The 22734-nt window shown below is 68.8% G+C and carries 24 protein-coding genes; 14 read left to right on the top strand and 10 right to left on the bottom strand.

The genetic code is table 11. From position 1 onward, the window contains the following. Positions 1-7 precede the first annotated feature (7 nt). Positions 8-781: a (deoxy)nucleoside triphosphate pyrophosphohydrolase gene (locus ABFX45_RS08480; RefSeq protein ID WP_233439209.1), complete on the top strand. Its 774-nt coding sequence runs from the start codon at positions 8-10 to the stop codon at positions 779-781. Here ABFX45_RS08480 and trpS read toward each other — a convergent pair. Continuing rightward, positions 774-1697: a tryptophan--tRNA ligase gene (trpS, locus tag ABFX45_RS08475; protein WP_109633231.1), complete on the bottom strand. Its 924-nt coding sequence runs from the start codon at positions 1695-1697 to the stop codon at positions 774-776. The two genes, ABFX45_RS08480 and trpS, sit on opposite strands and share 8 nt — an antisense overlap. A gap of 168 nt (positions 1698-1865) precedes the next feature. Here trpS and ABFX45_RS08470 point away from each other — a divergent pair, with 168 nt between their 5' ends. Beyond that, positions 1866-2168, top strand: a complete 303-nt coding sequence (locus ABFX45_RS08470; protein WP_109632353.1) for a YciI family protein — start codon at positions 1866-1868, stop codon at positions 2166-2168. Here the strand turns inward: ABFX45_RS08470 and ABFX45_RS08465 are convergent. Together ABFX45_RS08465 and ABFX45_RS08460 are read right to left on the bottom strand one after the other, a co-directional pair. Next, complete coding sequence (locus ABFX45_RS08465; RefSeq protein WP_346128812.1) at positions 2165-3061, bottom strand: S41 family peptidase; 897 nt, start codon at positions 3059-3061, stop codon at positions 2165-2167. The two genes, ABFX45_RS08470 and ABFX45_RS08465, sit on opposite strands and share 4 nt — an antisense overlap. After that, positions 3058-3201, bottom strand: a complete 144-nt coding sequence (locus ABFX45_RS08460) for a hypothetical protein (RefSeq protein ID WP_170154674.1) — start codon at positions 3199-3201, stop codon at positions 3058-3060. Before ABFX45_RS08460 ends, ABFX45_RS08465 begins: the two co-directional genes overlap by 4 nt. 165 nt (positions 3202-3366) lie before the next feature. Between ABFX45_RS08460 and typA the strand changes: the two genes are divergently transcribed. From typA to ABFX45_RS08415, 9 genes are all read left to right on the top strand, one after another. Next, positions 3367-5262, top strand: coding sequence for a translational GTPase TypA (gene typA, locus ABFX45_RS08455; RefSeq protein ID WP_109632357.1), 1896 nt, complete (start codon positions 3367-3369; stop codon positions 5260-5262). 325 nt (positions 5263-5587) lie between these two features. Then, a complete protein-coding gene (locus ABFX45_RS08450; protein WP_211337154.1) occupies positions 5588-7252 on the top strand; it encodes an ABC transporter family substrate-binding protein in 1665 nt (554 codons plus the stop codon). Positions 7253-7553: 301 nt separating this feature from the next. Continuing rightward, positions 7554-9332, top strand: a complete 1779-nt coding sequence (locus tag ABFX45_RS08445) for an ABC transporter family substrate-binding protein (protein WP_109633234.1) — start codon at positions 7554-7556, stop codon at positions 9330-9332. A 94-nt stretch (positions 9333-9426) separates the two neighbouring features. Further along, positions 9427-10425 (top strand): ABC transporter permease, encoded by a 999-nt coding sequence (locus tag ABFX45_RS08440; protein ID WP_109632362.1) that lies wholly within the window; start codon positions 9427-9429, stop codon positions 10423-10425. Positions 10426-10450: 25 nt separating this feature from the next. Then, a complete protein-coding gene (locus ABFX45_RS08435) occupies positions 10451-11350 on the top strand; it encodes an ABC transporter permease (protein WP_233439265.1) in 900 nt (299 codons plus the stop codon). Next, entirely contained in the window at positions 11350-12513 is a 1164-nt protein-coding gene (locus ABFX45_RS08430) for an ABC transporter ATP-binding protein (protein WP_109632366.1), read from the top strand. The genes ABFX45_RS08435 and ABFX45_RS08430 overlap by 1 nt, the downstream gene beginning before the upstream one ends. Beyond that, entirely contained in the window at positions 12510-13502 is a 993-nt protein-coding gene (locus ABFX45_RS08425) for an ABC transporter ATP-binding protein (RefSeq protein WP_109632368.1), read from the top strand. The genes ABFX45_RS08430 and ABFX45_RS08425 overlap by 4 nt, the downstream gene beginning before the upstream one ends. Before the next feature lie 197 nt (positions 13503-13699). Further along, positions 13700-14536 (top strand): N-acetyl-1-D-myo-inositol-2-amino-2-deoxy-alpha-D-glucopyranoside deacetylase, encoded by an 837-nt coding sequence (gene mshB, locus ABFX45_RS08420; protein WP_109632370.1) that lies wholly within the window; start codon positions 13700-13702, stop codon positions 14534-14536. After that, positions 14526-14960 (top strand): hypothetical protein, encoded by a 435-nt coding sequence (locus tag ABFX45_RS08415; RefSeq protein WP_346128805.1) that lies wholly within the window; start codon positions 14526-14528, stop codon positions 14958-14960. The genes mshB and ABFX45_RS08415 overlap by 11 nt, the downstream gene beginning before the upstream one ends. Here the strand turns inward: ABFX45_RS08415 and ABFX45_RS08410 are convergent. Further along, positions 14936-15649 carry a GNAT family N-acetyltransferase gene (locus tag ABFX45_RS08410; RefSeq protein ID WP_346128803.1) on the bottom strand — a complete coding sequence of 238 codons (714 nt, stop codon included), beginning with the start codon at positions 15647-15649 and terminating at the stop codon, positions 14936-14938. The two genes, ABFX45_RS08415 and ABFX45_RS08410, sit on opposite strands and share 25 nt — an antisense overlap. Positions 15650-15792: 143 nt before the next feature. Between ABFX45_RS08410 and fdxA the strand changes: the two genes are divergently transcribed. Both fdxA and dapC read left to right on the top strand, forming a co-directional pair. Then, positions 15793-16119, top strand: coding sequence for a ferredoxin (gene fdxA, locus ABFX45_RS08405; protein WP_109632377.1), 327 nt, complete (start codon positions 15793-15795; stop codon positions 16117-16119). Further along, positions 16116-17213 (top strand): succinyldiaminopimelate transaminase, encoded by a 1098-nt coding sequence (gene dapC, locus ABFX45_RS08400; protein ID WP_346128800.1) that lies wholly within the window; start codon positions 16116-16118, stop codon positions 17211-17213. Before fdxA ends, dapC begins: the two co-directional genes overlap by 4 nt. Positions 17214-17216: 3 nt before the next feature. On the opposite strand, the gene ABFX45_RS08395 is transcribed toward dapC, so the two are convergent. The 5 genes from ABFX45_RS08395 to ABFX45_RS08375 all read right to left on the bottom strand — a co-directional run bounded on the left by ABFX45_RS08395 (position 17217) and on the right by ABFX45_RS08375 (position 21651). Further along, positions 17217-18122 carry a hypothetical protein gene (locus ABFX45_RS08395; protein WP_146231412.1) on the bottom strand — a complete coding sequence of 302 codons (906 nt, stop codon included), beginning with the start codon at positions 18120-18122 and terminating at the stop codon, positions 17217-17219. Positions 18123-18229: 107 nt separating this feature from the next. Beyond that, positions 18230-19222, bottom strand: coding sequence for a 2,3,4,5-tetrahydropyridine-2,6-dicarboxylate N-succinyltransferase (gene dapD / locus ABFX45_RS08390; protein WP_109632381.1), 993 nt, complete (start codon positions 19220-19222; stop codon positions 18230-18232). Between the two features lie 89 nt (positions 19223-19311). Beyond that, positions 19312-20589 (bottom strand): RNA polymerase sigma factor, encoded by a 1278-nt coding sequence (locus ABFX45_RS08385; RefSeq protein ID WP_346128798.1) that lies wholly within the window; start codon positions 20587-20589, stop codon positions 19312-19314. Then, the gene (locus ABFX45_RS08380; protein ID WP_109632384.1) at positions 20586-20969 is read right to left on the bottom strand and encodes a YciI family protein; all 384 of its coding nucleotides are present in this window, start codon (positions 20967-20969) and stop codon (positions 20586-20588) included. The genes ABFX45_RS08385 and ABFX45_RS08380 overlap by 4 nt, the downstream gene beginning before the upstream one ends. A gap of 43 nt (positions 20970-21012) precedes the next feature. Further along, a complete protein-coding gene (locus ABFX45_RS08375) occupies positions 21013-21651 on the bottom strand; it encodes a DUF998 domain-containing protein (RefSeq protein WP_346128795.1) in 639 nt (212 codons plus the stop codon). Positions 21652-21816: 165 nt separating this feature from the next. Between ABFX45_RS08375 and ABFX45_RS08370 the strand changes: the two genes are divergently transcribed. Continuing rightward, positions 21817-22245, top strand: a complete 429-nt coding sequence (locus ABFX45_RS08370) for a hypothetical protein (protein ID WP_346128793.1) — start codon at positions 21817-21819, stop codon at positions 22243-22245. Between the two features lie 58 nt (positions 22246-22303). Here the strand turns inward: ABFX45_RS08370 and ABFX45_RS08365 are convergent, their stop codons facing one another. Next, positions 22304-22717, bottom strand: coding sequence for a hypothetical protein (locus ABFX45_RS08365; protein WP_346128791.1), 414 nt, complete (start codon positions 22715-22717; stop codon positions 22304-22306). Positions 22718-22734 lie beyond the last annotated feature (17 nt).

Raw genomic sequence — 22734 nt, 5'->3', positions numbered from 1 at the left:
AGCGCAGGTGCCAGAGTTGCGAGCGTCGGCGCTGGTCGACGCACCTGTTGCCGCTGTTGCCGGTGCCCTGTTGGAGACCTCGCTGATCACCGGGTTCGGGGTGAAGGTGCCTGGCGCGCTGTTGTGCCTCGGGGACGTGCTCACCGGGCCGTTCGGGGTCAAGTTGACGGTGACGCGGGCTGATCTGTCCGGTGTGTCGGCGGCGGGGGACTTCCTGGAGCTGCACACGGATCTCGTGGTCACCGGGGCCGGGACGATGGTGGTCGACCGGGTCGCGTGGACGACGGTGGGCGGGATGGTCGGGCGGTTCGCCGACGTCACCGTCGGGCGCGGGATGGCCCTGCGGGTGCTGGAGAAGCGGTCGGCGTTGCTGGCGGAGCGGTGCCGGGAGCTGGGCGAGGCCGGGGTCGTGGTCGGGGCCGCGATCGTCCGGGATGGACGGTTGCTGGCGCAGCAGCGGGCCTATCCCGAAAGTCATGCGGGGCAGTGGGAACTGCCCGGCGGGCGGGTGGAGGACGGCGAGAAGCCGGAAGAGGCGCTGGCGCGGGAGTGCGTGGAAGAGCTCGGCGTGCCGGTCGTGGTCGGCGAGCAGGTCGGGCCGGACGTGCCGTTGAAAAAGGACATGATCTTGCGGATCTACGCGGCTCAGCTCGGCGGCGGTGAGCCGGAAGCGTTGGAGCACAACGCTGTCCGGTGGCTCACCGCCGGCGAGCTGCCCGGCGTGGACTGGTTGCCGGCCGACCGGGTGCTGGTGCCTGCCCTTCAGCAGCTCATCACATGAGTCCGGAGAGGCGCAGGGCCGCGTTCAGGCGGTGCTGGGCGCGGTCGCGGGCCCGGTCGGCGCCGGAGGAGCGGATGCGGTCCAGTTCCGCCGGGTCGGCGAGGAGTTCCAGCGTGCGGTCGCGGACCGGGCGCAGTTCCTCGATGACGGCTTCGGCCACGACGTTCTTGAGGTCGGCGAACCTGCTCGTGTAGTCCTCCGGGTCCTTGCCGGTGCAGGAGGCGAGGATCTCGGTCAGGTTCGCGATGCCCTCGGTGGACGAGACTGCGCGGCGGACCTTGCGCCGCACCAGGTCCGGGTCGTCGAGGACGAACACGACACCCGTGGAGTTCTGCGCGGACTTGTCCATCTTGCGCGTGGGGTCGGAAAGGTCCTTGATGCGGGCGCCCACCTTCGGGACCACGGCCGTCGGGACGACGAACGCCTCGCCGTACGCGTTGTTGAAGCGGCGGGCGAGGGCACGGGCCAGTTCGACGTGCTGGAGCTGGTCCTCGCCGACCGGGACCTCCGCGGTGCCCTGCAGCAGGATGTCCGCGGCCATCAGCACCGGGTAGGTGAGCAGGCTGAGGCGCACGGAGTCACGGCCGAGCGACTTCTCCTTGAACTGGATCATGCGCGCGGCCTCGCCGTACGTGCAGGTGCACTCCAGGACCCAGTTGAGGGCTCCCAGCTCGCGGATCAGGTCGCTCTGCACACACACGCTCGCCGGGTCGATGCCTGACGCGACGAGAACGGCGAGCTGCTCGCGCGTCATCGATCGGAGGCGTTGCGGATTGTGCGACGACGTCATCGCGTGCAGGTCGCTGATGAAGTACACGTCGTCCTGGGTGCCCTCGCGGGCCCAGGTGCGCAGCGCCCCGAGGTAGTTGCCCAGGTGAACCTGGCCCGACGGGGTGATGGCGGACAAACGGATCATGGTCATGGTCCCTTCGTGAAGGACCGCCCGGACGAACGCACAAAAAAGCCGCCCGTGTCGGGCGGCCTGTGTTCGCTTTAGCGCACAGCTACTCCGGCCGCCTGAAGGCGGCCCACCAGAAGGCGTTCAGAGTGCGCACGATCACGAGTATAGGACTACCGTTGGAGGATGTTCATCGTGCTGCTGAAGTACGCCGCGCCACTGGAACAGATCGACTACGCCCTGCCCGACCACCGAGCGTGGGTCGAGAAGCAGTACGAGCGGGGTTTGTTCCTCGCCTCAGGGCGTCAGGTGCCGAGGACCGGCGGCGTGATCATCACGCGGCCCATGCCCCGCGGCAAGCTCGAAGCGCTGCTCGCCACGGACCCGTGGGCGGAGCAGAAGCTCGTGAAGTACGAGATCTGCGAGTTCGAGGCGACGCGGACGGCGCCTGAGCTCATGAAGCTGAACGAGGCCGTGCTGCAGCACTAGGTCTGTTCGGCAAGCCACTCGATCGCCGCGTCGAGCGCTTCGTCGCTGTCCACGAGCGTCTGCGGGGCGATCGGGGTGTTGCCGTACGTCCTGCCGGTGCGATCTGCCATGTACGCGGTGGTGATCGCGAGCCGCGCGCCGTCGGGCAGCAGGAACAGCTCGTTGGACGTCGCGTAACCGGCGGTCGGCTCGCCGAAGCTGCGCGTGCGGGCGGCGCCCGTGAACGCGAGCAGCACGGCTTCCCCCGAGCTCGCGGTCCCGCCGTCGATCAGCACGGCGACCGGGCCGTTGACCGCGGGAGGCATCTCCACCTGCGGAAACCAGATCCTCTCGCCGTCGTGGACGTGGCCGTCGCGGATGCCCCAGTCCGTCGTGGTGCCGTCCGGGTGCACGAACGAACCCGTCTTGCCCTCGCCGAGCAGCGGCGCGACCACGGTGAGCATCGGGTGCATGTCGCCGCCGTGGTTGCCGCGCAGGTCGACGACCCAGCCCGACGGTCGTGCGGCGAGGAGGTCGCGCAGCAGGTACCGGCCGGACTCGACGTACGTCTCGCCGTTGTCCGAAGAGGTCTGCGGCAGTTTCAAGTAGGCGGTGGAGCCGATCATCCGGCCGCCGGGGACCTCGCGGATGGAGGGCGGAGGGCCGCCGCTGGGTGAGGTGCGCAGGACGGTGTGCGGGTTGCCGAGCTCACCGATCACCCACCGGATCGCGTCGTGGGCGTCGCCGGCACGGTGAGCTTCAGCACGCAACCGCGGCCAGTCGGCCGCGGAGCTCTCCATCGAGTGCTGCTGGAGCAGGTCGAGGGCGGTGTCGAGGTAGCTGCGAGCCGGTGAGACGGGCTCTCCGACGCCCGTGCTCAACAGCAGCAGGACCAGGAGGACATACCTGATCACGCGGCCTTCTTCGCCGCCTTGGCCGCCTTCTTCGCAGCCTTCTTGCGGGCCTTGTCACGCTCCTTGAGCAGGAACGGAACCGGGCACCGCTTGCACTGCGGCTTCGACCGGCAGCACTTCTTCTTGAGCTTCTTACCCACTGGTTGCACTCCACTCCGGCACGTGTCGCTAGAGTAGGTGAGGCTCACTTCACTAGCACTCTTGTGTGGTAATGCCGACGCGGCCGGTACTCTGGTGTACGGCTGTGCGCATTGACGTGTCCGGCGCGAGCCCCTCCAACGCCTTCGAAGCTCTAGGAGTTCTGCGTGCCCACGGCCACCGCGCCTGCCCTTCAGACGCGCACTGACCTGCGCAATGTCGCGATCGTCGCGCACGTCGACCACGGCAAGACCACGCTGGTCGACGCCATGCTGCGCCAGTCCGGCGCCTTCTCCGCGCGTGCCGAGCTCGTCGACCGGGTCATGGACTCCGGCGAGCTCGAGCGTGAGAAGGGCATCACGATCCTCGCCAAGAACACGGCTGTGCGCAGGCACACGCCGGACGGTGACGTGATCATCAACGTCGTCGACACCCCCGGCCACGCCGACTTCGGTGGTGAGGTCGAGCGCGCGCTGTCGATGGTGGACGGTGTCGTCCTGCTCGTCGACGCCTCCGAAGGCCCGCTGCCCCAGACCCGGTTCGTCCTGCGCAAGACGCTGGCCGCCGGTCTGCCGGTGATCCTGCTGGTCAACAAGGTCGACCGCCCCGACGCCCGGATCTCCGAGGTCGTCGACGAGGCTCACGACCTGCTGCTGGACCTCGCCACCGAGGTCGGCGCCGACGAGTCCGTGCTGGACCTGCCGGTCGTCTACGCCTCGGCGCGCGCCGGCCGTGCCTCGCTGAACCAGCCGGAGGACGGCGGCCTGCCGGACGAGGAGAACCTCGACACCCTGTTCCAGGTGCTGCTCGACCACATCCCGGCCCCCACGGTCGACGTGGACGGCCCGCTGCAGGCCCTGGTCACGAACCTCGACGCCTCGACGTTCCTCGGCCGCATCGCGCTGTGCCGCGTCCACCGCGGCACGCTGCGCAAGGGCGAGACCGTCGCCTGGTGCCGTGAGGACGGCGAGCCGGTCAAGGTCCGCATCACCGAGCTGCTGATCACCGAGGCCCTCGAGCGCATCCCCGCCGAGGTCGCCCACGCGGGCGACCTGGTCGCCATCGCCGGCATCCCGGAGATCACGATCGGCGACACCCTCGCCGACGCCGACGCACCCGAGGCCCTGCCGCGGATCACCGTCGACCAGCCCGCCATCTCGATGACCGTCGGCGTGAACACCTCACCCCTGGCCGGTCGCAACGGCGGCACCAAGCTCACCGCCCGGCTGCTGAAGTCGCGTCTCGACTCCGAGCTCGTCGGCAACGTGTCCGTGCGCGTCCTCCCGACCGAGCGCCCGGACACCTGGGAGGTCCAGGGCCGCGGCGAGCTGGCGCTGGCCATCTTGGTCGAGCAGATGCGCCGCGAGGGCTTCGAGCTGACCGTGGGCAAGCCCCAGGTCGTCACCCGCACCGTCGACGGCAAGATCCACGAGCCGTTCGAGCGCCTCTCCGTCGACTGCCCCGAGGAGCACCTCGGCGCCGTCACGCAGCTCCTCGCCAACCGCAAGGGCCGCATGGAGAACATGTCGGGCCACGGCTCGGGCCGCATCAAGCTGGACTACGTGGTGCCGTCCCGGGGCCTCATCGGCTTCCGCACCGAGTTCCTGACCGAAACCCGCGGCACCGGCATCGCCAACGCCGTCTCCGAGGGCTACGGCCCGTGGGCGGGCGAGATCCGCACCCGCCACAACGGCTCCCTGGTGGCCGACCGCGCGGGCTCCATCACCGCCTACGCCATGATCCAGCTGGCGGACCGCGGCACGTTCTTCGTGGAGCCGGGCGCCGACACCTACGAGGGCATGGTCGTGGGCGAGAACCCGCGCGCCGAGGACCTCGACGTCAACGTCTGCCGTGAGAAGAAGCTCACGAACATGCGCTCCTCGACGGCCGACGTGATGGAAACCCTGGCCCGCCCCCGCAAGCTCTCGCTGGAGGAGGCGCTCGAGTTCTGCGCCTCCGACGAGTGCGTGGAGGTGGCGCCGGAGGTCGTCCGCGTCCGCAAGGTGACGCTGGACGCGAACCTGCGGGGTCGCGAGCGGTCGCGGCTGAAGCAGCGCGGCTGATTCACGCGCTGAACTGACGTAACGCCTGACAGGGGCGGCTGGGCCACGGCCTGGCCGCCCTTCGTCGTGTCCGGGGTGGTTGGGGTGGCGAGCACCCGCCACGGCGACGCTCCCGCGCCGGCCGCAAGGCGCCGACCCGCCAAACCGCCCGAGTTTCGGGCGCCGAGAACCAGCCGACCCCACCCCCGAACCACCCGCCCAGGTGGGCCGTACTACCCACTGTGCGAGCAACCCGCCACCACCCGGGCACGTCCCACAAGTGGCGCGGGTGACAAAACCTGGGTTGCCCGAACGCCACCATCACCCTTCTGGCAATGTGAGGACCATGAGGCGACTCGGGGGAGTGCTGGCTGCTGCCGTCCTGTGCGGCACTGCGGCGTGCACGAACGCGCCGCCTCCGCCTCTGGTGCCGAAGTCCGAGGCGCCGGTCATCACCACGACGGGGCCGAAGGTCACCGAGGTCGTGATCGGTGTGGACGACGTGGCAGGTGGCTACAACCCGCACTCACTGGCTGCGCAGAGCCCCATCACCACGGCGTTGAGCTCCCTCCTGCTCCCGTCCGTGTTCCGCCCCGGACCCGATGGCGCGCCGCAGCTCGACCGCAACCTCATGGTGAGTGCCAAGGTCACCAAGGCCGAGCCGTTCACTGTCACCTACACGATCCGCAAGGACGCGAGCTGGTCGGACAGCGCGCCCATCGCCGCCGAGGACTTCTACTACCTGTGGCAGCGTATGCGCGTCGAACCCGGTGTTGTGGATCCGGCGGGTTACCGGCTCATCAACAACATCAGCGCCAGAGAAGGCGGCAAGGTCGTCGAGGTCGTGTTCGGCAAGCCCTTCCCCGGCTGGCGGTCCCTCTTCGCCAACCTCCTGCCGGCACACCTGCTCAAGGACGCCCCCGGCACGTGGTCGAACGTGCTGAGCACCGGCTTCCCCGCCACCGCAGGCCCGTTCCAGGTGCGCTCCCTGGACGAACCGCGCGGTGAGGTGGTCCTGGAGCGCAGTGACCGGTACTGGGAGGTGCCGACCACGCTCGACCGGGTCGTGATCCGCAGGGCCACGCACAGCGCGATGGCCGAGTCACTGTCCAAAGGCGACAATCAGGCGGCTCTGCTCAGGGCCGACGCAGCGGACGTCAACCTGCTCAAGTCGATCAAGGACCTCACGACGAAACCGGTGCCGCGCAACGAGGTTGTCCAGGTCCTCCTCAGGCCGGCCAGTGAGCAGCTGAAGGACGTCAGAGCGAGGAAGGCGATCGTCGCCGCGCTGGACCGCGACGCGCTCATCGCGTCCGGCACGCAGAGCGGGCCGAGTGCCCAGTACCGGGCCGACTCCTACGTGGTGCCGCCCAGCCGCACCGGGTACACCGCGACGATCCAGGGCAACACGCTCAACGCGGCGGCCGCCGACCAGTTGCTCGCCGAGGCCGGGTACGTCAGGAACGCGCAGAACGCGTGGGCGAAGGGCGGCAAGCCGCTCAGGCTGAAGATCGCCGCGCCCGAGAAGGACGAGCCGTACGTCGGGCTCGCGAACCGGATCAAGGCGCAGCTGGCCGAGCGCGGGATCGACTCCGAGGTCGTCACGCCCAAAGCCGAGGAGCTCTTCAGCAAGCAGCTGCTCGAGAAGGACGTCGACATCGCTGTCGTGCCGCGTGTCGACGCCGGTGACTCGGCGGCCGGGCTCGCGAGTGCGTACGGGTGTGCCGGTGACGAGCCGGACGGCGGGACGACCACTCCCGCGAACCCCGCCGGGTTCTGTGACCCGGCGATCCAGGCCGACATCGAGGCCGCGCTCAACGGCAAGGTGCTCCTCGCCGACGTGCTCGCGCGGGTCGAGCCGCAGATTCAGGCTCAGGCGGTCGCGTTGCCGCTGTTCCAGGTAGTGGATCTTCTTGGTGTGCTGCCAACAATGGTTTCCGGGGTCGACACCGGGGCGCCGCTGGCCGGTGTGCTGAGCGAAGCACCCGAATGGCGGAGGCTCGAGAAGTAGCCGGCGGGCGGAAAACCCGTTGCGGAGGCGGTTTGCTCGTTGCTACTTTCGGCCGCCGTTGTTGACAGAATTCTACGCGCCCGGTTAACGAACGCATTCGCCCGGTAATCGGGCCATTGCGGCGCGCTACGAGGTGTCTCCATTGGGTCACGATCGCCCTCCGAGGTAGTGACCGCTCCCTCACCAGGTTCTTACCGTGCTGCCCACGATGTGCCGGTTCGGGGCGCGTATGGCACATCACGGTTATGGGCGTGCATGCCGACCTGGCCACGGCCGCCCAGTGCTAGGAGGGCACGTGTCGATGAGGAGAACCAAAGCACTTCCGGCGATCGCGCTGATTTCCAGCGTGTCTCTGGTTCTGGGTGCCTGTGGTGGCGGTGGCGGTAGCAACGACGCCGATGGTGGCGACGCCACCATCGCGGAGATGGCGACCGCTCGTGGTGAGTCCGCGGACGGCTACACCGCGCCGGAGACGAAGCAGAGCGGCCCGATCGTCGTGTCGAGCGACAAGCCGTTCACCTCGTACAACAACGCGACTGAGGACGCGAACCAGTCCTACAACACGTTCGCGCTGGTTCTCGTGCAGCCGGGTGCGCACATCACGAACGGCAACAACAAGGTCATCCTGAACAAGGACGTCATGGAGTCGATCGAGGTCACCTCGAAGTCTCCGCAGGTCGTGACCTGGAAGCTGAAGAAGGGCGTCAGCTGGTCTGACGGCGAGGCCTGGGACTGCGACGACTTCTACATGGCGTGGTTCACGCAGAGCAACTCCTCCAAGAAGGCCGACGGCAGCAAGTTCTTCAAGCCTGCCAGCGCCACCGGGTACGACCTGATGACCGGTGAGTGCAAGGACGACCAGACGTTCGTCGGCACCTTCAAGGAGCCGTACCCGGACTACGAGAGCCTGTTCAACAACGACGTTCTGCCGGCGCACATCCTCGAGAAGCAGACGGGCATCGCCGACGTCACCAAGCTCACCGCGTCCAGCAGCGCGGACGAGCTGACGAAGGCCGCCGACTTCTGGAACGAGAAGTGGAACGGCTTCACCAAGGACCTGATGCCCTCTGCGGGTCCGTACATGCTGACCGGCTTCGAGCCGAACCAGTCGGTGACGCTGGAGCGCAACCCCAAGTGGGTCGGCAAGGCCGGTGGTCCCGAGAAGATCACCCTGAAGGCGATCCCGGACCCGATCGCGCAGGCGCAGGCGCTGGAGAACGGTGAGGTCGCCGTCAACTCCATGGCCCAGCCCGACGCGAACGCGGCCACGAAGCTCAAGGGCCTCAGTGCTCAGGGCGTCACGTTCGGCGCCGGCCCCGGCCTGTCGTTCGAGCACCTCGACATCCAGATGAAGCACCCGGTGCTGTCGAAGGCTGAGATCCGCAAGGCGTTCTTCATGTGCGTCAAGCGCCAGGACATCATCGACAAGCTCATCACCGAGGTTCAGTCCGACGCCAAGCCGCTGGGCAGCCTGATCTTCTTCCCGAAGGACGAGGGCTACAAGGACCTCTACGCCGACAAGGCGAAGGGTGACGCGAACGAGGCCAAGAAGATCCTGTCCGACGCCGGCTGGACGCAGGGTGCCGACGGTGTGTTCGCGAAGGACGGCCAGCGCGCCTCCTTCAAGATCAGCCACACCGACATCCCGCGCCGCAAGCAGACCGTCGAGCTGATCCAGGGTCAGTGCAAGGAAGCCGGCATCGAGGTCAAGGACGACACCGACCCGAACTTCCTCGACGAGCGCGTCTCCGCCGGTGACTACGAGGTCGCCCTCTTCGCGTGGTCGTCGCCGCCGTTCAAGAGCGGCAAGAAGTCGATCTACGAGACCGGTGGTGGCCAGAACTGGTCCAACTGGAGCGTGCCGAAGGCCGACGAGGCTCTGAAGCAGGCGGTTTCGCAGACGGCGATCGCCGACTCGCTGAAGTACTGGCAGGAAGCGGACGACGCGCTGGCCGGTGAGTACCTCTCGCTGCCGCTGTTCCAGATGCCGAACATGTGGGCCTTCAAGGGACTCGACCGCGTGTACTTCCAGAGCTACTACGGCGCGCTTTGGAACGCCAACGAGTGGCAGACCAAGTAAATCGCCATAGCTGAAGTGCGCAACGCCTGACCGGGCGGGGCCGGACCACGAGTCCGGCCCCGCCCGAGCCGGGTTGCCCCCTAGGAGCCCGCCCGTGATCCGCTACATCATCCGGCGCCTGCTGATCTCCATACCCATCCTGCTGATCGGCAGCTTCGCCTGTTACGTCCTCGTCGCCTCCGCCGGAAACCCCTTGGCGGAGATGCGATTCCGGCCCGGTGTCACCGAAGCCGACATCAAGGCCGCCGAGGCCTCCCTCGGCTTGGACAAGCCCGTCGTCGTCCGCTACTGGAACTGGCTCACCGACTTCCTGTCCGGTGACTGGGGCCAGAGCATCGCCCTCGGTCAGGCCAAGACCGCTGTCTTCCCGGCCGTCACGGACGCGCTGTGGACCACCGGACGGCTCGTCATCGGTGCCGAACTCCTCGCGCTCACCCTGGGTGTCTCGGTCGGCGTGCTCGCCGCCGTGCGCCAGTACTCGATCTTCGACTACCTCGCCACCAGCACCGCGTTCCTCATGTTCTCGATGCCGATCTTCTGTGTCGCGGTCATCGTGAAGAACTACGGCATCCAGTTCAACAACGTCCTGGAGTCGATGGGGCTGGACCGCTGGCTCACCACCGCCGGTCCGCGGCCGGGTGGCTTCACCGGCAGCTTCGGTGAGGTGATCTTCAAGTACACCGGCACGTTCCTGCTGCCGACGATCGCGCTGATGCTGATCAGCTTCGCCGCGTACAGCCGGTTCGAACGGGCCTCGATGCTGGAGATCCTGCACTCGGACTTCGTGCGCACCGCGCGGTCGAAGGGCATCTCGCAGGGCCGCGTGATCTTCCGGCACGCGTTCCGCAACGCGCTCATCCCCGTCGCCACGCTGTTCTCGCTGAACTTCGGTGCCGTGCTGTCCGGCGCGATCATCACCGAGACGGTGTTCGGCTGGTCCGGCATGGGCACGCTGCTGGTGAACTCCGTGCGGCAGTTCGACCCGCCGATGCTGATGGGCTGGCTCGCGGTCACCGCGACCCTGATCGTGCTGTTCAACCTGATCGCCGACGTCGTGTACGGCATCCTCGACCCTAGGATTCGCCTTGGCTAACATCAACTTGGCGTCCGAGGGCGGCGTGGTGAACAGCGCTCCCCAGTCCGGCTCGCACGAGTTCGACGCCACCAAGACCCGCACGCAGGGCCAGCTCGTCCTGCAGCGCTTCCTGCGCCACCGGCTCGCGATGGTGAGCCTCGGCGTCTTCGTCTTCCTGGTCCTGTTCGCGTTCGTGGGCCCGTTCATCTGGACCTACGACTTCGAGGACGTGTCGAGCAAGTCCTACCAGCCGATGAGCGGCGCACACCCGCTCGGTACCACCCAGGTCGGCAAGGACATGCTGGCGCTGCTCATGCGCGGCACCGGCTACTCGCTGCAGATCGCTTTGATCGTGGCCGCGCTGGCCACCGCCATCGGCGTGACTTTCGGTGCTCTGGCCGGATATCTGCGCGGGTTCGTCGACACGGCGCTCATGCGTCTGGTCGACCTGCTGCTGATCATCCCCCAGATCGCGGTCGCCGCGATCGTCGTGAAGGGGTTCTCCGGCAGCTGGTACGTCGTCGCGCTCGTGCTCGCCGCGTTCGCCTGGATGCAGATCGCCCGCATCACCCGGGGTGAGACGCTTTCACTGGCACAGCGGGAGTTCATCGAGGCGGCGCGGGCCTGTGGCGCTTCCACGCCGCGCATCATCTTCAAGCACCTCGTGCCGAACATGATCGGTAGCATCACGGTCAACGCCACGCTGGCGATCGCCGCCGCGGTGCTCACCGAGGCCGCGCTGTCGTTCCTGGGACTGGGAGTCCAGCCCCCGGACACGTCGCTCGGCGTGATCGTGCTGGAGAACTACGGGCAGTTCCTGAACCGGCCGTGGCTGTTCTGGGGTCCGTTCATCGTGCTCGTGTCGCTCTCCCTCGCCGTCAACTTCATCGGCGACGGCCTGCGCGACGCGTTCGACCCGAGGCAGACGAAGGTGCGTGCCTGATGACGAGTGTTTCCGAACTGTCGGAGGACTTCCTGTCCTCCAGCACCACCGCGCCGCTGCTCTCGGTGAAGGACCTGTCGGTCACGTTCCCGACCGACGACGGCGACGTGCGCGCCGTGCGCAACGTCTCGTTCGACCTCAACCCCGGCGACGTGCTGGGGATCGTCGGCGAGTCGGGCTCCGGCAAGTCCGTGTCCTCCATGGCGATCATGGGCCTGCTGCCCAAGAACGCGATCATCGAAGGCTCGATCCGCTACCGCGGTGAGGAGCTGAACGGCCGTACCTACAAGCAGATGCAGCCGTTCCGCAGCAAGCACATCTCGATGATCTTCCAGGACCCGATGACGTCGCTGAACCCCGTCTACACGGTGGGGTGGCAGCTCGCCGAGACCTACCGCGCGCACCACGACGTCTCGAAGAAGGCGGCGTGGGCCAAGGCGGTCGAGGCACTGGAACTGGTCGGCATCCCGCAGCCGGACAAGCGCGCGGCCCAGTACCCGCACGAGTTCTCCGGCGGCATGCGGCAGCGCGTGGTGATCGCGATGGCGATCATCAACGACCCCAGCGTGATCATCGCGGACGAGCCGACCACCGCGCTCGACGTGACGGTGCAGGCGCAGATCCTCGACACCATGCTGCGCCTGCAGTCCGAGACCGACGCGGCGATCATCATGATCACGCACGACCTCGGCGTGGTCGCGGGCATGGTCAACCGCGTGCAGGTGATGTACGGCGGCACCGTGGTCGAGTCCGGCCCTGTCGACGACGTCTTCGAACGGCCCCGGATGCCTTACACGGTGGGGCTTCTGGGTTCCGTCCCGAATCCGTCCACTTTGGGCAAGCGGCTCACCCCGATCAAGGGCGCGCCGCCGTCGCTCGTGAACCTGCCGACCGGGTGCTCGTTCTCGCCGCGCTGCCCGCTCGTCATCGACGTGTGCCACGAGTGGGAGCCGGAGCTCGAACAGGCCGGCCTGCCGAACCACACGTCGCGCTGCCACCGGTGGGAGCACCTGGCGACGATCGACCAGCCGCAGAAGCTGTTCCTGCACGACGAGATCGGCACGGTGGAGAACCCGGCGGTGTTCGCCGCGGCCAACCCCGACGAGTCGCTCGAAGTGACCGCCGTGCACGGGTCTCTGCTCACGGATGAGGAGGCGAAGTGACCGCGCCACTGCTGGAGGTCACCGACCTCGTCAAGGAGTTCCCCGTGCGGGGCAAGGGGATCATCCCGCGCAACGTCGGCACGGTGCAGGCCGTGTCCGGGGTCTCGTTCTCGCTGAACCCCGGCGAGACGCTCGGCCTGGTCGGCGAGTCCGGCTGCGGCAAGTCCACGACGGGGCGCGCGATCCTGCAGCTGCACAAGCCGACCTCGGGCTCGGTGAAGTTCGAGGGCCGTGAGCTCACGGCCATGAGCACCAAGCAGTTGCGGCCGTTGCGCAAGGACATCCAGATCGTCTTCCAGGACCCGTACGCGTCGCTGAACCCCAAGTGGCAGGTCAACGACATCATCGCGGAACCGTTGCGGATCCACGGTGTGGAAGGTGGCGTGCAGCGCAGAGTCAACGAGTTGCTGGAGCTCGTGGGTCTCAACCCCGAGCACCGCAACCGTTATCCGCACGAGTTCTCCGGCGGTCAGCGGCAGCGCATCGGCATCGCGCGGGCGCTCGCGCTGAACCCGCGGTTCCTGGTGCTGGACGAGCCGGTGTCCGCTTTGGACGTCTCGGTGCAGGCCGGTGTCGTGAACCTGCTGGAGGAGCTGCAGGATCGGCTCGGGCTCGCGTACCTGTTCGTCGCGCACGATCTCTCGGTGGTGCGGCACATCTCCGACCGAGTCGCGGTGATGTACCTCGGCAAGATCATCGAGATGGGCGAGCGCGAGGCCATCTACAACCGGCCGATGCACCCGTACACGCAGGCGTTGCTGTCCGCGGTGCCGATGCCGGATCCCAAGCAGGAGCGCAAGCGTCAGCGGATCGTGCTGACCGGTGACGTGCCGTCGCCGGTCAACCCGCCGTCGGGCTGCCGGTTCCGCACCCGCTGCTGGAAGGCCCAGGACATCTGCGCCACCGAGGAACCGAAGCTGGAACTGCGGGGTGCGCCGGACGGAACGCTGTCCGCGTGCCACTTCGCAGAGGAACGCTCGGTGGTGTGACGCGATCGGCGTGCCGAGAGCAAAGACCGGGTGGCTGACGCCGGATCGCGAGATCGCGTCGGTCATCCGGTCAACCGCTCATGCCGAATTCGGCGAAGCCCAATTCGGCATGAGCGATTCGGCCGGATGACCGACTTCCCGGCGATCTCGCCGCCCCTGCGGAGCAGGGGCGATTAACACCGCTTTACTCTTTTCCGGTGACGCTGACTGCCCCACCACGGTTGCTCTTCGTGCACGCCCACCCGGACGACGAGAGTCTCTGGACGGGCGGCACCATCGCGCGCTACGCCTCGGCCGGCGCGCACGTCACTGTCGTCACCTGCACGCTGGGGGAAGAGGGCGAGATCATCCCGCCCGCGCTGGCGCACCTCGCCGCCGACGCAGCCGACCAGCTGGGCGGGTACCGGGTGGGCGAGCTGAGATCAGCCTGCGCCGCACTCGGCGTGACCGACCACAGATTCCTCGGCGGCATCGGCCGGTGGCGCGACTCCGGCATGGTCGACGTGCCGTCCAACGCGCACCCGCGCGCGTTCGTCCAGGGTTCGCTGGAAGAGCAGACCGCCCAGCTGGTCGAGATCCTGCGCGAGGTCAAGCCTCAGGTCGTCGTCAGCTACGACGCGTTCGGCGGCTACGGCCACCCGGACCACATCCGCGCGCACGAGATCACCGTGTCCGCGTGCGCCCAGGTTTCCGACGTTGAGCGGGTCTTCTACGCGGTGACGTCCCGCGACGCCACGGCCACAGGCGTGCAGGCGATGGAGAACGTGCCGGAGTCGTTCCGGCTGCCAGAGCCCGGTGAGCTGCCGGTGACGCCGGACGAGGAGATCACCACCGTGATCGACGTGTCCGAGCACCTGACGGCGAAGCGCCGGGCGTTGCGCGCACACTCGACGCAGGTCAGTGTGTGGGACAGCGGCTACGCGCTGTCGAACAACATCGCCCAGCCGCTGGTCGGCGGTGAGTACTACGTGCTCGCGAAGGGTTCGGCGGAGGGCGCGGCCACAGATCTGTTCGGAGGACTGGGTGACCGGTAGCTGGCGAGTCGTGTTCCTGCTGCTTCTGTGCGTCGAGGCGGCAGTGCTCGCCGTGCTGGAAACGATGTTCCTGCCCCTGCGCTTCGACGGCACGCTGCTGCCGGAGCTGCGGGACTGGCCGTTCCCCATCATGATCGCGGTGGCCGCCTTCACCACACCTCTGCTGGTGTCGTGGGCGGCCTCGCTGTCCGAACGGGTCCTGACCGCCGCGTCCCCGTTGCTGGTGTGGTTCTTCACGCTGACGTGGTTCGGCTACTTCGAGCCGGGGCACGCCGCGGGCACCCCCGTCCTGCTGCTGCAGGACTGGCGCGGCCTGCTGCTGCTCGCGGGTGGCGCGCTGACGGGTGCCGTGGCCGTGGGTGCCGTGATGGCGCGCAACGCGGCCAACCGGCCGGGCCTCTACGACACCGCGGGCACCCAGTAGCGGTAGCGGTGGTGCTCGGTGCAGCCGAGCTCGGAGTAGAGCCGGATCGCCGGCTCGTTGTGCTCTGCGACCTGCAGCGCGCACGTCGTGGCGCCCTGCCGCAGACCCCAGCCCGCCAGCTCACCCATCAGCTGCCTCGCCAAACCCTTGCGGCGGTGTGACGGCCGCACGGCGAGCCGGGCGACGTGCAGCAAGTCCTCGACGACGGCGCCGCGGACGGCCGCGACGACCGTTCCGTTCTCGCTGATGCTCGCGAAGCAGACGTTCTCGCCGCTGCCGAGCACGTGCCGCTGGGCGGCGGAGACCTCGGATCCCGCCGTCAGTTCCCACCATCCGGGAAGATCATGACTTCCGGCTTCGCCCTCGGCGAACTTTTCCAGCGGACCCGTCATCACCAGCGACTCCGCGCCGCCGGGATGATCGAGATCGACGTGCCAGCCCGCGTCCGCGATCGCCTGTTCGTGCGCTGAGCCGTTGACCACGTGCGCCGCGGGTTTGATGCCGTGCTCGCTCGCGAACCCCTTGACGACGACCAGTGCGTCCGGCACTGGCATACCGGGATCGCCGCAGGTCAACGTGCTGTTGGCGCGCCCGGTGAAGCCCGCGGCCGCGCGCATCGACCAGTCTCCGAGCGGAACTTGTGCCAGGACGGGCCATGCTCGCGCGCAGAGCGATTCCAGGTGATCCACGGTGTGCACCCGTTCATCCTGTCCCAACAGGTGTTGTGACGTGGCACACCGTGCAGCTAAGGCAAGCCTGACCGGGTGATACTCGAACGTGCCGCGTACTCTCCGGCTTGCGCGGTGTGGACCAGAGGAAGTTGGAGAGCGCAGTGACCTATGTGATCGCCCAGCCGTGCGTGGACGTGCTCGACAAGGCGTGCATCGAAGAGTGCCCCGTCGACTGCATCTACGAAGGCGACCGGATGCTCTACATCCACCCCGACGAGTGCGTGGACTGTGGCGCGTGCGAGCCCGTGTGCCCGGTGGAAGCCATCTACTACGAGGACGACGTCCCCGACGAGTGGAAGGACTACACCAAGGCGAACGCGGACTTCTTCGATGAGCTCGGCTCGCCCGGTGGCGCCTCGAAGGTCGGCAAGGTGAGCAACGACCCGCAGTTCATCAAGGCCCTCGAGCCGCAGGCCGAAGGGCATTGATCCTCACGCGCAGGGGACCGGCTCTGCCGGACTTCCCGTGGGACTCGCTGGCCGACCACGCCGCCAAGGCGCGCAAGCACCCCGGCGGCGTGGTCGACCTGTCCGTCGGCACGCCCGTCGACCCGGTTCCCGCGGTGATCCAGTCCGCTCTGTGGTCGGTCGCCGACATTCCCGGCTACCCGACCACCCACGGCACCCCTGAGCTGCGTGCGGCCTTCGTCGCCGCCGTTGAACGCCGCTTCGGCATCGTCGGGCTGTCGCCTGAGGCCGTGCTGCCCACGATCGGCTCCAAGGAGCTCGTGGCGTGGCTGCCGACGCTGCTCGGCGTCGGTCCCGGCGACATCGTGGCCGTGCCCTCCGTGGCGTACCCGACCTACGAGGTGGGCGCGCTGCTGGCGGGTGCCGAGGTCGTGCGGCTGGCCGACGGGGAGCTGCCGCCCGCCGGCACGAAGCTCGTGTGGCTGAACTCGCCGTCGAACCCGACCGGCCGCGTGCTGTCGGCTCAGCAGCTGCGTGACGCCGTCGCCAAGGCGCGTGAGCTCGGCGCGGTGGTGGCCTCCGACGAGTGCTACCTGGCGCTGCCGTGGGACGCCTCGCCGGTGTCGGTGCTGCATCCGTCCGTTGTGGACTCCTTTGACGGGGTGCTCGCCGTGCACTCGCTGTCGAAGTCGTCCTCGCTTGCCGGGTACCGGGCCGGGTTCATCACCGGTGACCCCGAGCTGATCTCGGGTTTGCTGGAGCTTCGCAAGCACGCGGGCATGATCGTGCCGCGGCCGGTGCAGGAAGCCATGCGGGCGGCGCTCGAGGACGACGCTCACGTGGCCGAGCAGCGTGCCCGCTATCTCGCGCGGCGCGACGTGCTGAAGCCCGCCCTGGAGGCGGCAGGGTTCACCGTGACGCACTCCGAGGCCGGGCTGTACCTGTGGTCGTCGCGCGGTGAGGACGCCTGGGAGACGATCTCCTGGCTGGCCGACCGCGGCATCCTCGCCGCTCCCGGCACGTTCTACGGGCCGGCGGGCGCACAGCACGTGCGGATCGCCCTCACGGCCACCGACGAGCGGATCGCGGCGGCCGTCGAGCGTCTCAGCGCCTGATTTTCAGGGCTTGAGGGCCGACCACACCCGGCGGGTGAACTGGTTCGGCGGCACCGCGTCCGTCGTGAGCCGGACGCTCGTGCTGATCGAGTCGCCGCTCAGTCCGAGCCCCAGCACCAGGTGCCAGTGCAGGTCCCACAGGTCCTGAAACGCGTCCAGCTCCACGTCGGCGTCCGCGCTGACGTGGAGCACGGCCGGTTCCGCCACCCGCACGACGCGCTCGACCGCGCGCACGTCCCGGGTGTTCGTGCGGAAGCTGAACGCCAGGTCGACCGTCTCGCTGTCCAGCCCGTACGTCGCGTACGAATGGCAGCGGTGGTGGGGCAGCGACAGCGGCTGGTTCGTCTCCAGGTAGAGATCGCCCTCGAACCGCAGCGTCGGCGAGTGCTGGCTGAGCGTCGCTCGCGCGCTGACGAACTCCCAGCCGGGCATGTCCAGCTTGGGCACCAGCAGTTCCAGCACCTCGCCGCGGCGGGCACTTCGCGTGCGTTCGCCCGAGCGCCACGGGATTTCCCTGCTGTAGGGCTCCTTCTTCGTGACGAAGACGTACGGGGCGTTGTCGGTCTGGAGGCTGAGAACCACGACTGTCCTGCCAGGTGCCCAGTCGAACGCCACCGTGGTGAGGCCGGGCGCGACCCCGTCGAAGTGGCTCTCGACCCGCGGCCACCAGCTCGACAGCTCCTCGGCCAGCGCGCCCTTGACGTGCCGGCCCTTCTCGTCGACCCCGACGACCCACATGGCCTCCGACCCGCGCGCGGCGTTGCACAGCGCGGCGATCTGCCTGGCGGCCTTGCCGTGGTCGACCGGCCACTGGGTCTTGAACTCCACGAAGGAGTCCTCGGACTGCGCCCCCTCCAGGGCACGTTCGATCGCGGCGCGAGCGTTCAGCTCGATCCGCTGCTTCAGCACGTGCACCTCCCCGCGACAGCCATCAGAACGGCACGGGCCCAGCCTGCCTCGGCAGACCGGGCCCCAGACACCGAGTTTCCTCCCTGCTCAGTCCAGAAGCGCGTTGCTCAGTCGTTCGCGTGCAGCGCGGCGTTCAGCTCGACGCCGGTGCCCTTGCGCGGCTTGACCAGGACCTTGCCGGTGACCGAGTCCCTGATGAAGAGCAGGTTGTTCTGGCCGCTGAGGGTCAGTGCCTTGACGACCTCGCCGTCAGGGAGGGTGACCTTGGTGCCCGCGGTGAGGTAGAGGCCCGCCTCGACCACGCAGTCGTCGCCGAGGGAGATGCCGAGGCCCGCGTTGGCGCCCAGGAGGCAGCGTTCACCGACGCTGATGACCTGCTTGCCGCCGCCGCTGAGGGTGCCCATGATCGAGGCGCCGCCGCCGACGTCGGAGCCGTCTCCCACGACCACGCCGCCCGAGATGCGGCCCTCGACCATGCTGCTGCCCAGGGTGCCGGCGTTGAAGTTGACGAAACCCTCGTGCATGACCGTCGTGCCGGGGGCCAGGTGGGCGCCCAGGCGGACCCGGTCGGCGTCGGCGATGCGGACGCCGGACGGGACCACGTAGTCGACCATCCTCGGGAACTTGTCGACGCCGTAGACGGTGACCGGGCCCCTGGTGCGGAGGCGGATCCGGGTCTGTTCGAAGCCGTCCACCGCGCACGGGCCGTGGTTGGTCCAGACGACGTTGGTCAGGAGGCCGAAGAGGCCGTCCAGGTTGGCGCCGTGGGGCCGGATCTGGCGGTGGCTGAGCAGGTGGAGTCGCAGCCAGACGTCGTAGGTGTCTCGTGGGGCGGTGGTCAGGTCGATGGTGACCTTCACGCCCACGATCTCGACGTTGCGCTCCGGGTCCTCGCCCAGGAGCTTGGCGGCGGACTCGCCGAGGGCTTCCGCGATCTCCGCGGACGACAGGCGGGTGGTGGCCAGGCCTGCCGCCTCTGCTGCCACCTCGGCGGCTACCTCCGCCGGTGCGTCGGTGAGGGCTGGGGACGGGTACCAGGTGTCGAGGACGGTGCCGTCCGGGGTCACTGTGGCCAAGCCGATGCCGTATGCGGTGCTCACGGTGGTGCAGCCTAGTCGGGTGGGTTCGGGTTGGTGGGTGGCGCCGGGGGCGCTGCCCCTCTGTCACGGAACTGAGCGATGTGGCGGCTTCATCGGCGATCCGGCGGGTCGAGGTGGTCGGCCTTGTCGTGGAGGTACCGCTGTTCGACGTGGTTGTCGGTGAGGGTGGCCGCCTGCCGGTAGAAGGCCGCGGCGCCCGTGGTGTTGCCGGTCATCTGGAGCAGGTGCGCGCGGACGGCGCGTTCGCGTTGGTGCGTCAGCGGGTTCTGGTCCAGGTGGTGGGTGCGGTTGAGGTCGTCGAGCAGTGCGAGGCCTCGTTCCGGGCCGTAGGCCTGGGCCACCGCGACGACTCGGCTGAGTCGCACGGGAGCGGTGGGCGTGAGCCGTTCGAGCCACAGGTAGAGCCCGGCGATCTGCGGCCAGTCGGTCTGCCCGGGAGACGGGGCGGTGGCGTGCAGGGCCGCGATCGCCGCCTGGATCTGGTACGGGCCGAGCCGGCGCAGTGGCCAGACGCTGTCGATCAGCTCGGTGCCTTCCCGGATCAGGTCGCGATTCCACCGCGTCCGGTCCTGTTCCTCCAACGGCACGAGTTCACCGTCGTCGCCCGTGCGGGCGGCGTGTCGTGCCTCGGTGAGCAGCATCAGCGCGAGCAGGCCGGTCACCTCGGCGGTCATCGCGTCGTCGGCGGGCAGGGTGGCGCGGAGCATGCGGGTGAGCCGGATCGCCTCCTGGGTCAGGTCGACGCGGGTGAGCCGGTCGCCGGACGAGGTGGTGTAGCCCTCGTTGAAGATCAGGTAGAGCACCTGGGTGACCGCGGTGATCCGGCTGTCCCGGTCGTCGGCGCCGGGCGGGGTGAAGCGAGCGCCCGCGCGGGCCAGCTGTTGTTTGGCACGGCTGATCCGCGTGCCCATGGTGCTCTCGGTGGTGCCGTAGGCGTGGGCGATCTCGGCGGTCGCCAGGCCACCCACCGCGCGCAGCGTGAGCGCCACCTGGGACGTGGGGCTGAGCGCGGGGTGGCAGCAGAGCAGCAGCAGCGTGAGGCTGTCGTCGACGTTCGGTGGCGGGCCCGCGTCACGGGCTGGTTCGCGCATGGCCAGCTCGGCCAGGCCGGTTTCCTGTTCGCGCCTGCGCCGGGCCTGCTCGGAGCGGAGCAGGTCGACCATCTTGCGGTAGCCGATGCGGATGAGCCAGCTGCGCGGGTTCTCCGGCACCCCGTCGGCAGGCCACGTCCGGCTCGCGGCGAGCAACGCCTCCTGCACCGCGTCCTCTGCGATGTCGAACTGGCCGAAGCGCCGCACCAGCGCGCCGAGCACCTGCGGCGCCTCGGTGCGCAGCAGGTGCTCGATGGTGGGGGCGCTGCCGTTCACGCGGTGAAGCCCCCGCCGAAGTCGTCGCCCATGATCGGGCGGATCTCGATGGGCTCACCCAGCGCCTCGACGATGCGCGCGCCGATCTGGACTGCGCGCTCGTGGCTCGCGACGTCGATCACGGCGAAGCTAGCCAGGACCTCCTTGAGCTCGGCGAAGGGCCCGTCGGTCGCCACCACGCCGTCCGCGCTCTTGTGGATCGTGGTGCTGACCGCGGGGTGGCCGAGTCCTTCGCTGCTGACGAACTCACCGGTCTCGCGCAGTTCCTGTTCGAACTTCTGGTAGACGGCGAAGGCGGCCAGCGCCTCCTCGGACGGAGTGTCGGCGGTGCCGGCGTCCCACGCGGCGGCCGGGGTGTAGCTGAGCAGCAGGTACTTCACGATGGTTCCTCTTCGTCGATCGTCTCGGGCAACGGTACGCAGCTCAGGCGGCACTGCGCAGGGACAAGGCGACGACGGTCGTCCAGGTGAAGGCCACGAGCCCGTTCACCGCGATCTGGATGCTCATGAACTCCGGCGACATGGGCAGCAGCAACACGACGGCGGCCGCCCCGCTCGACACCGCGGGCCGCATCTGACGCAGCCGGGCGTATCGCACGGCCAGAACGATCGCGGCGACGGCCAACGCGGTGAACGCGACGGCGGCCGCTGCCGAGTGCACGATGCTGTGCCACGACATCCGGGCGACCGGTCCGTCCGGGGTGCCGGCGGGGAAGCCGTTCTCCGGGTCCATGGTGAACAGGCCGGCGGCGACCAGCCCGGCTCCGAAGATCCCGACGAACACCGGCAGCACCCGCCTGCCGGCTCCCTCGGTGAGCGTGCGCCGGACACCCGCCGCCAGTGCCAGGCAGCCCAGGCCCGCGAGCACGAACGTTGCGACCTGGAGCCCGCCGAGGCTGCCCGTGGAGAGCTGGCTGATCGGGTGCCGGGTGATGTCGAAGCCCTCCCTGGTGAGCATCTGGGCGACCACCGAGGTGAAGAAGACCGGCCCGGCAAGGGCACCGGCGATCAGCAGACGCCCGGACGACCGGCGGGCAACGGGGGCAGTGCGGACGGCGACCATGACTCCTCCTCGGGAGCGGTTTGGTGAGTGTTCGCCGCAACCACGTCGCCGCCACGTGGATCTCGACCTCCCGCGAATGTGGCCTGCGTCACCACAAAGGGATGTCGAGGCGCAGGGGCCAGCTCCGAGGTACCGGCACACAGCAAGCAAGCCGAGGAGGACGAGATGACCGAGACGATCACCCAGCCGAGCGCTGACGTGCGAGCCCTGGACCGGCTGGTCGGCACCTGGAAGGTGACCGGCGGTGCCGAAGGAACCGTGCGGTACGAGTGGATGCCCGGCCGGTTCTTCCTGCTCCAGCACGTCGAGCTCACCCAGTTCGGGCAGCCGGTCACCGGAATGGAGGTGATCGGCAACCTGCGCCCGTTCGGTGAGCCGGCCGGGGCGGACGTGGCGTCCCGGTTCTACGACTCGATGGGCAACACCCTCGACTACGTCTACGAACTGACCGGCGACACGCTGACCATCTGGGGCGGCGCGAAAGGCGGCCCGGCCTACTACCGGGGCACCTCCAGCGCCGACGGCACCACGGTCACCGGTGAATGGGTCTACCCCGGCGGGGGCGGCTACCCGTCCACCATGACCCGGATCTGACCGCGGCCCCGACCGGCCGGGAGCGGTGGCCCTCCGCGGCTCCCGGCCTAGCCGTGGCCTAGCCGGGGACTTCCGCGCTGAAGTACAGGGAGCTCAGGTCGCCCCTGGTGGCGATCAGGGCCTCGTTGCACTTCGACTGGCGGGCGTCGGTGCTGGAGACGTTGTCGACGCGCACTTCGCCGCACTTGTGGGCCTCGAAGTCGCCCACGGCGGTCATCAGGCGGGGGAGGGCCTCGCGCACGTCGTCCTCGACCTGCTTGCCCTGGAACGACTGGTCCAGTTTGCGGGTCATGGAGCTGACCCTGGCCACCCACGTGGCGCAGTCGGCCGGGGTGCCGCTGTGCTGGGAGCCGCAGGGAGCGGTGAAGAGGGAGCGGATCTCGCCGCACTGGTGGGCGCAGGCCACCGGGGGCTCGCCGCAGCCGGTGGCCATGAGCGTCAGGGAGATGACCAGGAGTGTGCGCTCGATCACGGAGCGCACGGTATCGG

The sequence above is a fragment of the Lentzea roselyniae genome, assembly GCF_039537795.1.
Classification (GTDB): domain Bacteria; phylum Actinomycetota; class Actinomycetes; order Mycobacteriales; family Pseudonocardiaceae; genus Lentzea; species Lentzea atacamensis.
The sequence above is the reverse complement of the archived record's forward strand: the minus strand, read 5'-3'. Positions and strand labels throughout refer to the sequence as shown.